Below are 9,409 nucleotides of genomic sequence, written 5' to 3'. Positions count from 1 at the left end.
GAGGACTGACAGGGCATCCCCAGGGAGGTGCCAGCGCGCGGGGCCAGGACGGGCACGCTCCCGGGGCGGCCACCTTGGCAAGGGCGCACGCACTTCACGCGCATCCGGTTGGCCCGCGCGACCTTGAGCGTGGACACCAACGAGCAGACCTACGCCACGGCCACTGGCGCGCTGGTGCACTCGCCGGACACCGTCACCTCCATGCCCTACGCCACGGCCATAGGCTGCAACACGACGGGCCCGGCCAACGCGGACCTGGGGGCACGCCGTTCTCCGCGCCCACCGAGCAGCTCGTCCCGTCACTGGCGAAGCGCGGGGCCGTGACGGTCGTCGGGGAGTTCCTCTGGTCGCCCAGCCGGGGGCCCGCGCAGTACACAGGCTTTCGTGGCGCGCATCCGGACCGCGAGGCCGCCCACCTTCCCCCCGAGGAGGTGGCCAACGCCGCGGGGGCCGTGCTCACCGAGGCGCTCTCGCTGGAGCGCGAGGACCTGCTCCGGGAGACAGCCCGCTGCTTCGGCATCCAACGGCTGACCCGGGCGGTGATCCCGGTCCTCGAAGCCGGGCTGACCTTGCTTCTTCAGCGAGGGCACTGCCAGGCCGATGGGGACCGGGTGGTGTGGAAGCGATAGCGCCGGAGGTCGTAGACCGCCGGACCGAGGTGGAGGGCGCGTCACGACATTGCCTTGCGCCGCGCTCGGCGCTCACCACCCCGTCAGCCCGGCGGCCTCACTCCTTCGTGAGGTCGTAGACCTCCTGGATGCTGTGGAGCGTCTGCTCGAAGTCCAGCTTCAGGTCCTGGAGGATGCCGTTGCGCAGGTCGAACACCCACGCGTGCACCGTGGGGAAGCCCCGCGCCAGATAGGACTTCTGCACGGCGGCGGTCTTGATGATGTTGATGCTCTGCTCCAGGACGTTGAGCTCCACCAGCCGCTCGTAGCGCCGCGCCTCGTCCGTGATGGCGTCCAGCTCCTGCTTGTGGAAGCGATACACGTCGCGGATGTTGCGCAGCCAGGGGTTGAGGATGCCCAGGTCCTTGGGCTGCATCGCCGCGCGCACGCCGCCGCAGCCGTAGTGGCCACAGACGATGATGTGCTTCACGTCCAGCTGCCGGACGGCGTAGTTGATGACCGACATCACGTTGAGGTCGACGTTGTTGACCAGGTTGGCGACGTTGCGGTGCACGAAGACGTCACCCGGCGCCAGGCCCATGATCTGGTTGGCCGGCACGCGGCTGTCCGAACATCCGATGTAGAGGAAGTCCGGCTGCTGCGACACCGACAGCTTGGTGAAGAAGTCCGGATCCGAGCGGAGCTGCTCCTCCGCCCAGAGCTTGTTGTTCTCGAAGATCTTGTCGTAGGGCGTCACGGCCGCGAACGTCGCACGAGCAGGGCCCACCGTCGAGCAGTCCCTTGCGCGAGTGTTCACGCGCGCCCACGAAGCATGCCGTCCCAGTACAGGCGCGGCAGCCCGTACTTCTTCAAGAGCCACAGGTCCCGGCGCTCCACGAAGGTGTTGATGAGCGGCAGGCTCGGCGCGGGCCGGCCCTCGTAGTCGAACTCGGCGAGCAGCATCCGCCCGTAGCCCGTCACCAGCGGACAGGACGCATAGCCGTCGTAGCGGGCCGTGGGCTCGCGCCCCGCCATCACCGCCACCAGGTTCTCCACGAGGACGGGCGCCTCCGCCCGGACGGCGGCGCCCGTGCGGGAGGTGGGCAGGTCGCTGGCGTCTCCAATGGCGAAGACGTTCGGGTGGTCCGGGTGCTGCAGCGTGTGCTTGTGCGCCTTGACCCAGCCCGCGTTCGGTCCGTCCGCGTGCGCCAGCGCGCTGCGCTTGATGAAGTCCGGCGCGCTCTGCGGCGGCGTGACGTGCAGCAGATCATACCCCAGCGTCACCTCCTCCCGGCGCCCCTCGCGCGTCACCGCGAAGACGGCCTCGCGGCGGGCCGCGCGCACCTCGACCAGGTCATGGCCGAAGTGCGTCTGGATGCCGTAGCGCTCCACGACGCCCTCCAGCACCCGGGCGAAGGGCTGCACCGCGAAGAGGGCCTTCCCTCCCGAGCCGAAGACGACCCGTGACCTCCCGGCGAGCGCGCTCCGGCGCAGGTGGTCCGCCACCAGGTACATGATCTTCTGCGGCGCCCCCGCGCACTTCACCGGCGTGGCCGGGTGGGTGAACAGGGCCGTGCCCCCCTGGAACGCCCGCACCATCTCCCACGTCTTCGGCGCGAGCCGGAAGTCGTAGTTGCTGGACACGAACGGCGTCTCCAGCGCCTCGCGCAGGCCGCGCACCCGGTCCCAGTCCAGCTGGATGCCGGGAGCGACCACGAGGAAGTCATAGGACACGCGCTCGCCACCTCGGGTGAGCACCTGCCGCTGGACGGGGTCCACCTCCTCCGCCCGGTCCCGGATCCACTGCGTCCCCCGGGGGATGTAGTCCGCCTCCGGCCGCACGGTGCTCGCGATGTCCGCGGCCCCGCCGCCCACCAGCGTCCACAGCGGCTGGTAGTAGTGATGCGCGGAGGGCTCGAGGACGGCGACGCCCTGCACGCCCTTGCGCTTCAGCCGCGCCGCGACCGTGAGGCCCGCGGTGCCACCGCCGATGATCAGCACCCGGTGGTGCTGCGTGGAACGGGACATGCCGTCCTCCATTGAACGCGGGCGAGCCTGCGCGGCGAGGCGGCCCGCGCCTACTGACCTCCGAGGTGGCGGAACGTCGAGGAGCGGACACCCCTGCCGCGCCCCCTGGCAGCCGGAGGAGGCGCTCCTCCCGTGATAGGAGCCTCGTCATGGTCTTCCGCCAGCTCTTCGACTCCGAGTCCTCGACGTACACGTACCTCGTCGGTGACGAGGCCACGCGTCAGGCCGTGCTCATCGACCCGGTGCTGGAGCAGGTGGAGCGCGACCTGCGGCTCGTCGGCGAGCTGGACCTCACCCTCACCCACGTCTTCGACACCCACGTGCACGCCGACCACGTCACCGCGTCGGGGACGCTGCGCGAGCGCACGCGGTGCCAGGTGGTGGCCGGAGCCGGCGGGGCCGAGTGCGCCGACCTCCACCTCCGGCACGGCGACACGGTGCGCGTCGGCGGGTGCGCCTTCCAGGTGCTCGCCACGCCGGGCCACACGGACGACAGCGTGAGCTACCTGCTGGGGGACCGCGTGTTCACCGGCGACGCGCTGCTCGTGCGCGGAAATGGCCGCACCGACTTCCAGAACGGCAACGCGGGCCAGCTCTATGACTCCATCACCCGCGTCCTCTTCCGGCTCCCGGACGCGACGCTCGTCCACCCCGGGCACGACTACCACGGGCACCTGGCGACGAGCATCGGCGAGGAGAAGCGGCACAACCCGCGCCTCGCGGGGAAGCGCCGCGAGGAGTTCATCCAGGTGATGAAGGACCTCCGGCTGCCGCCTCCCCGGAAGATCGACGTCGCCGTCCCGGCCAACCGCGCCTGCGGACGGCTCCCGCCGCCGGAGCGCTGACCTCAGGCCGGCTTCGCCAGCTCCGCGTCGATGGCCTGCACGAGCCGCGGATCGTCCGCCGTCACGTCCGGCGCGAAGCGGCCCGCGACGCGGCCATCCCGGCCGATGAGGAACTTCTCGAAGTTCCACTGCACCTCCGGCTGCGGGTTGGGCTCGATGCCGTAGCCCTTGAGGTTCGCGCGCATGGGCCCCTCCCCCGTGGCCTCCGGGATGGCGCCCGTCAGCGCGTGGTAGAGCGGGTGCTTGTCCGGCCCCACCACGGAGATCTTCGAGTACAGCGGGAAGGTCACGTCGTACGTGGTGGTGCAGAACTGCTGGATCTCCGCCTCGCTCCCCGGCTCCTGCCCCAGGAAGTTGTTCGCGGGGAAGCCCAGCACCTCCAGGCCCTGGCCCTGCCGGCTCGCGTAGAGCTTCTGGAGGCCTTCGTACTGGGGCGTCAGGCCGCACTTGGACGCGACGTTCACCACCAGCAGGACCTTGCCCCGGTACTGACCGAGCGTGCGGGGGGAACCGTCAATGCCGGTGAGGGGGATGTCGTAGAGGTTCTGGCTCATGTTCAGGCTCGGGCTCCGTTCGAGGGGCCGGCCACTCTAGCGCAGGCCCGGAGGGGGCCGGCGCCGGTCGGGTCCGGCAAAGTGCCAGCCCCGGTGTGGTGATTTGCGGCGGTCGCGGCGGGGCCCGTGGCGAGGTCCCCTGGGGGAACGACTGGCCCGGGCCTTGCGTTGTCCTGGCTCCTCTCCCCCATGCACCGGCTCCTCGCGCCCCTCGTCCTCCTGCTCGTCTCCCTGGCCAGCGTGGCGGGCGGCGCCGTGTGGTTCATCCAGCGCGACCGGCAGGCCCTGGTGGAGCAGTTCGCGCGCGACCGGCAGGCCCAGCTGGATGAGGCCGCCAGCGGCGTCGCCCGGTCCCTCGAGGACCTGGGGGACAACCTGCGCTTCGCGAGCGAGCTGCTCGCCCAGCCCGGCTCGGCCGCGGATCACCACAACGAGCTGCGCGCCCTGCTGGAGTCCGTGGGCCAGTATCGCGCCATCGCCGTGCTGGGCCCGGACGGCGACGAGCGGCTCTTCCTGGTGGACCACAAGTCGCGCCACCTGTCCCGGGAGGCCGTCCACCCCGCGGCGCTCGTGGAGACCGCGCGGCAGGCGCTCACGGCCCCGGCGGGGTACGTCATCCCCTCGCACCCCATCGAGGGGCCCGCCTCCTCCGGCTGGATGCGCGTCTTCGCCACCCGCCTCGACGCCGACGCGCCCGGGGGCGGAGGCGCCGTCGCCATCCTCGTGGACACCGAGCCCCTCTTCGCGCCGCTGCGCATGGTGACGGTGGAGGAGAACACGCGGCTGCTCCTCCTGGGCGCCCACGGCACGCCCGCCCCCATGAGCGACCCGACCCTGGCGTCCTGGTACCGGCGGCTGGAGGGCCCCGACGGCGCGCGCGTGCCCGGGCTGCGCGCGCTGGTGGAGCGGATGCGCGCGGGCGGGTCCGGGACGCTGCGCCTCCACGAGGCGGTGGCCTCGCGCCTGGGCCTGGGCTCCGCGGACGCGGTGGCCACGTTCCGCCCGCTGCGCATGCGGGGCGAGGCGTCCTGGTCCGTGGCGACGCTCTCCTCCACCAGCGCCCTGCGCTCCCACGAGCGCACGCTGGTGCTCCGCCTGTCGCTGGCGGCGCTCCTCGTGGCGGTGTTCCTGGTGGCGTTCGGGACCTATGTGGTGCTCGCCAACCGCCGCGCGGTGGCGCTCCGGGAGAGCCTGCGCCACGCCGCCCGGTTCGCGCACCTGCACGAGAAGACGCAGAAGATCCTCGACCACATCCCCACGGGCATCCTGGCCCTGAACCACGAGGGCCGCATCAGCGCCGTGAACCAGGCCCTGCGCGCGCGCCTGTCCGCCACCGCCGTGGGCAGCACGCTCCCTGAGGCCTTCCCCGCCGCGCCCGCGGCGGCGGTGCAGCGGCTGGAGGCGATGGTGCTGGCCGCGCGGGACCAGGGCGCCGTGCGCAGCCTGCACGGCGAGCCGCTCAGCCTCTTCAACGAGAAGGACCAGTTCAACGTCCACGCCGTCCCGCTGGAGCACGGCGACGGCGAGGCCAGCACGCTGCTCGTGCTGGAGGACCTGAGCAACGTGCGCATGCTGGAGGACCAGCTGCTGCGCGCGGAGAAGCTGGCCACGGTGGGCGTGCTCGCCGCGGGCGTGGCCCATGAGATCGGCACGCCGCTGGGCATCATCCGCGGCCACGCCGAGTACATGCTCCTGAAGGTGGGCGGCGTGGAGCACCCGCAGGGCCGGGGCCTCACCGCCATCGTCACGCAGATCGACCGGGTGAGCCGCATCATCCGCCAGTTGCTGGACCTGTCGCGCCTGCAACCCGCGCGGGCGGGCGTCGTCCCGCTGGCGCCCGTGGTGCGCGGCCTCCAGGAGCTGCTCGACGTGGAGGCCGAGCGCCGGCGCGTCCACTTCGAGCTGGACGTGCCCGAGCGGCTGCCCAGCCTGGCCGCGGACGCGGATCAGCTCCAGCAGGTGCTCCTCAACCTCGCGCTCAACGCCTGCGACGCGTGCAGCGCCGGGGGCCACGTGCGGCTGAGCGCGTCCGCGTGCATGGCGGGGGACACCCCGGCGGTGGAGATCCGCCTCCAGGACGACGGCCGGGGCATCGCACCGGAGCACCTGCACCAGGTGTTCGACCCCTTCTTCACCACCAAGAAGCGCGGCCAGGGCACGGGCCTGGGGCTGAGCGTGGTGGCGCAGATCGTCCGCAATCACGGTGGCCAGGTGGGGGTCGAGAGCGAGCCCGGCCGGGGCACCGTCTTCACGCTGCGGTGGCCGGTGGCCGCGGCGTCCGGCTGGGAGGAACGGCATGCCGTCTAGCGCGCGCATCCTCGTGGTGGATGACCACGAGGAGATGGGACAGATGTTGAAGGAGCCCCTCACGGACGCGGGCTACCGCGTGGACCTCTCCACGAGCGGCGCGGACGCCATCGCCCAGCTCAAGGCCCGCGTCTACGACGTCATCCTGTGCGACCTGCGCATGGAGGAGGTGGACGGGCTGGACGTGCTCGCGGCGGCGCGCCGCCACGACCCGGAGCTGCCGGTGCTGCTGATGACCGCCTTCGGCGCGGTGGAGAGCGCGGTGGAGGCGATGAAGCGCGGCGCCTGGCACTACCTCACCAAGCCCTTCCGGCTGGACGAAGTGCTGCTCCACGTCGGTCGGGCGCTGGAGACCCGCCGGCTTCGCTCCGAGCACCGCGACCTCAAGCGCCAGGTGGTCCAGCGCAACGGCATGGGGGCGCTGCTGGGCCACAGCGTGCCCATGCGCACGCTCTATGAGCTCATCGACCGCGTGGCGGCCTCCGAGGCGCCGGTGCTCATCCGGGGCGAGAGCGGCAGCGGCAAGGAGCTGGTCGCGAGGGCGCTGCACTCCGAGGGGCCGCGCAGCCAGGCGCCCTTCGTGGCGGTCAACTGCACCGCCCTGCCCCACGCCCTGCTGGAGAGCGAGCTGTTCGGCCACATCAAGGGCGCCTTCAGCGGCGCCACCACCACGCGCCGGGGCCTCTTCGTGGAGGCGGACGAGGGCACGCTCTTCCTCGACGAAATCGGGGACATGCCCGCAGAGCTCCAGGCGAAGCTGCTGCGCGTCCTCCAGGACGGCGAGGTGCGCGCGGTGGGCGCGGACGGCTCGCGCAAGGTGGACGTGCGCATCCTCGCCGCCACGCACCAGGACCTGGACGCGCGGGTGAAGGAAGGCCGGTTCCGGGCGGACCTCTTCTACCGGCTCAACGTCGTCTCGCTCCGGGTCCCCCCGCTGCGCGAGCGCACGGAGGACATCCCGAAGCTCGCCGAGCACTTCGTGGCCCAGGCCCGCGCCCGCAACCCGCGCTCCCCCGTCACCACCCTGTCCCCGGAGGTCGTGGCCACGCTCACGCGCATGCCGTGGCCCGGCAACGTGCGCGAGCTGGAGAACCTGGTGGAGCGCCTGGTCGTCCTGGGGGCGCAGCCCACCGTGGACCTGGCCCAGCTGCGGCTGCACACCTCCGACGGAGCGCCGGAAGCCCACCCGCTGGCCGCGGCCCACGGGCAGGTGGTGCCGCTGCGACAGCTGGAGGGTGAGTACATCGCGTGGGTGGTTGCCCGCTGCGGAGGCAACAAGACGCGGGCGGCGGAGCTGCTGGGGATTGATGTCTCCACCATCCACCGCCGGGAGCGGACCGACAGCGGCGTTTCGCAACGCTAGGACGACGCGCTTTGCCAGTCAGCGCGCCCCGCCGCGCGAGGCCCCAGAGGAGAGAACCGCGGCACAGCCCTTGCTCATGTCTCAGGGCATGAACCGAACCTCCTGGGTGCTCCTGATGTCTGTGATGGGTCTCACCGGATGCGCGCGGCGCGCGGCCAACCCCAGCACCGCCGACGCGGCGACCCATCCACCGCCGCCCGGCGTCAGCGACCGGGACCGCGCGCCACGGCCCGGACCGGATGACACGGAGCAGGCGCTCGCGGCGCTCAACGCCGCGCCCATCTACTTCCCGCTCGACTCGTCCCTCCTCCCGCCCGAGGCCACCGAGGAGCTGTCGCGCATCGCGCGGGCCTTGCGTCAGCGGAGCCTGGCGAAGGTGACGGTGGCGGGCCACACCTGCGAGCTGGGCACGACGGAATACAACCTCGCGCTGGGCCAGCGCCGGGCCGCGAGCGTGCGCGCCTACCTGGTGAACCTGGGCGTCGAGCCCGGGCGCATCTCCGTCATCTCCTACGGCGAGGAGCGGCCCGCCGACCCGAACGCCCCGGAGAAGAACCGCCGCGCGGAGTTCTCCTTCCGCCTGGCCGAGCAGGCCCGCGCCGGCGAGCTGTAATCCCTCTCAACCGACCTCCACCGCAGCCCCACTCATATGAGCCCCAGCGAAAACGCCCCCCTCCCGCCGTCTCTCGTCCGTTCCATGCGCTGGCCCCTGGGCATCGCCACCGTCGTGGCGCTCCTGAGCGGAGCGGGCATCTTCCTCCTGCGCACGTCGGAGCCGCCTCCCGCGCCCACGCCCGCCTACGCCGAGCCGACGCCTCCGGCGCCGCCTCCGCCCCCGGCGGTGCAGCTCTCCGGCACCGACGCGCGCGTGAGGGAGCTGTTGCGAGGGCTCTCCACGGACGCGGACTTCGCGCGCTGGCTGTCCGCCGGGGACCTGGCCCGCCGCTTCGCCGCGTCCGTGAACCTGGTCGCCGAAGGGCAGAGCCCGCGCATGCCGCTGTCCTTCATGGCACCCGCGGGGACCTTCCGCGTGACGAAGCGTCAGGGCCACACGGTGACGGCGCCGGAGAGCCATACCCGTTACGACGGAGTGGTCCGCGTCATCGTCTCCCTGGACGTGAAGAAGGCCGGGCCGGTGTATCAGGAGCTCAAGCCGCTGCTGGACGCCGCCCACGCGGAACTCGCCCCGCCGGGCCGGAGCCTGGACGCGACCCTGTCGCGGGCCATCGGACGCCTCACCCGGGTCCCCGTCCCGAAGACGCCTCCGGAGCTCACGCCGAAGGGCGCGCTCTATGCCTACGCGGATCCGAACCTCGAAGCGCTGAGCGCGGCGGAGAAGCACCTGCTGCGCATGGGCCCGGAGAACATGCGCAAGGTGCAGGCGAAGCTCACGGAGCTCGCGGCGGCCCTGGGCCTGCCATCAGCGGAGCAGGCCCGTCAGTAGGAGCGGGCTGCCTTCTCTCAACCGCCGCCGCGCGCAAGGCGGTCCGGGTCGCGGCGCCGACGCATCCACGAGGCCGTCACCCCTGCATCCGACGGCCTCGTCGAGGACCGCCTGCGCGACACGCCCCGAAGCCTCCGGGAGTCGGGCCTCCCCGCGCCGCACGCGTTCATGAAGCAGCTCCGCTCCAGCGCTGACATCGCGCCCGGCGCGGGCTCGATGTCTCGCATCCGCTGCCGTGGGGGCGGACGGGCCTGGCCGCC

The 9,409-nt window shown here is 72.3% G+C and carries 10 protein-coding genes; 7 read left to right on the top strand and 3 right to left on the bottom strand.

The window, feature by feature from the left end; all coding sequences use genetic code 11:
* Positions 1 to 108 precede the first annotated feature (108 nt).
* Positions 109 to 324 (top strand): hypothetical protein, encoded by a 216-nt coding sequence (locus tag U8525_RS01060; protein WP_374259889.1) that lies wholly within the window; start codon positions 109 to 111, stop codon positions 322 to 324.
* Positions 321 to 629: a hypothetical protein gene (locus U8525_RS01055; RefSeq protein WP_374259886.1), complete on the top strand. Its 309-nt coding sequence runs from the start codon at positions 321 to 323 to the stop codon at positions 627 to 629. The genes U8525_RS01060 and U8525_RS01055 overlap by 4 nt, the downstream gene beginning before the upstream one ends.
* Before the next feature lie 97 nt (positions 630 to 726).
* On the opposite strand, the gene U8525_RS01050 is transcribed toward U8525_RS01055, so the two are convergent.
* Both U8525_RS01050 and U8525_RS01045 read right to left on the bottom strand, forming a co-directional pair.
* Positions 727 to 1,425, bottom strand: coding sequence for a carbonic anhydrase (locus tag U8525_RS01050; protein WP_374259883.1), 699 nt, complete (start codon positions 1,423 to 1,425; stop codon positions 727 to 729).
* Positions 1,422 to 2,636, bottom strand: a complete 1,215-nt coding sequence (locus U8525_RS01045) for an FAD-dependent oxidoreductase (RefSeq protein ID WP_374259881.1) — start codon at positions 2,634 to 2,636, stop codon at positions 1,422 to 1,424. The genes U8525_RS01050 and U8525_RS01045 overlap by 4 nt, the downstream gene beginning before the upstream one ends.
* Positions 2,637 to 2,785: 149 nt before the next feature.
* On the opposite strand from U8525_RS01045, the gene U8525_RS01040 reads away from it, so the two are divergent.
* Positions 2,786 to 3,481 carry an MBL fold metallo-hydrolase gene (locus U8525_RS01040; protein WP_374259879.1) on the top strand — a complete coding sequence of 232 codons (696 nt, stop codon included), beginning with the start codon at positions 2,786 to 2,788 and terminating at the stop codon, positions 3,479 to 3,481.
* 2 nt (positions 3,482 to 3,483) lie between these two features.
* Here the strand turns inward: U8525_RS01040 and U8525_RS01035 are convergent, their stop codons facing one another.
* Positions 3,484 to 4,035 (bottom strand): glutathione peroxidase, encoded by a 552-nt coding sequence (locus tag U8525_RS01035; RefSeq protein WP_374259876.1) that lies wholly within the window; start codon positions 4,033 to 4,035, stop codon positions 3,484 to 3,486.
* 189 nt (positions 4,036 to 4,224) lie between these two features.
* Here U8525_RS01035 and U8525_RS01030 point away from each other — a divergent pair, with 189 nt between their 5' ends.
* The 4 genes from U8525_RS01030 (at position 4,225) to U8525_RS01015 (ending at position 9,149) form a co-directional block, all read left to right on the top strand.
* A complete protein-coding gene (locus U8525_RS01030; RefSeq protein ID WP_374259873.1) occupies positions 4,225 to 6,342 on the top strand; it encodes an ATP-binding protein in 2,118 nt (705 codons plus the stop codon).
* A complete protein-coding gene (locus tag U8525_RS01025; RefSeq protein ID WP_374259870.1) occupies positions 6,332 to 7,705 on the top strand; it encodes a sigma-54-dependent transcriptional regulator in 1,374 nt (457 codons plus the stop codon). The genes U8525_RS01030 and U8525_RS01025 overlap by 11 nt, the downstream gene beginning before the upstream one ends.
* Positions 7,706 to 7,793: 88 nt before the next feature.
* Positions 7,794 to 8,318: an OmpA family protein gene (locus U8525_RS01020; protein ID WP_374259868.1), complete on the top strand. Its 525-nt coding sequence runs from the start codon at positions 7,794 to 7,796 to the stop codon at positions 8,316 to 8,318.
* Between the two features lie 84 nt (positions 8,319 to 8,402).
* Positions 8,403 to 9,149, top strand: coding sequence for a DUF3014 domain-containing protein (locus U8525_RS01015; RefSeq protein ID WP_374259866.1), 747 nt, complete (start codon positions 8,403 to 8,405; stop codon positions 9,147 to 9,149).
* Positions 9,150 to 9,409: the final 260 nt, after the last annotated feature.

The organism is Corallococcus sp. RDP092CA (assembly GCF_041903675.1).
GTDB lineage: Bacteria > Myxococcota > Myxococcia > Myxococcales > Myxococcaceae > Corallococcus.
This window is presented reverse-complemented; position numbering and strand designations above follow the sequence as displayed.

Coding starts and splice junctions, on each gene's coding strand:
- U8525_RS01045 (WP_374259881.1), bottom strand. CDS start 2,636: ATGTCCCGTTCCACGCAGCACCACCGGGTGCTGATCATCGGCGGTGGC.
- U8525_RS01040 (WP_374259879.1), top strand. CDS start 2,786: ATGGTCTTCCGCCAGCTCTTCGACTCCGAGTCCTCGACGTACACGTAC.
- U8525_RS01035 (WP_374259876.1), bottom strand. CDS start 4,035: ATGAGCCAGAACCTCTACGACATCCCCCTCACCGGCATTGACGGTTCC.
- U8525_RS01030 (WP_374259873.1), top strand. CDS start 4,225: ATGCACCGGCTCCTCGCGCCCCTCGTCCTCCTGCTCGTCTCCCTGGCC.
- U8525_RS01025 (WP_374259870.1), top strand. CDS start 6,332: ATGCCGTCTAGCGCGCGCATCCTCGTGGTGGATGACCACGAGGAGATG.
- U8525_RS01020 (WP_374259868.1), top strand. CDS start 7,794: ATGAACCGAACCTCCTGGGTGCTCCTGATGTCTGTGATGGGTCTCACC.
- U8525_RS01015 (WP_374259866.1), top strand. CDS start 8,403: ATGCGCTGGCCCCTGGGCATCGCCACCGTCGTGGCGCTCCTGAGCGGA.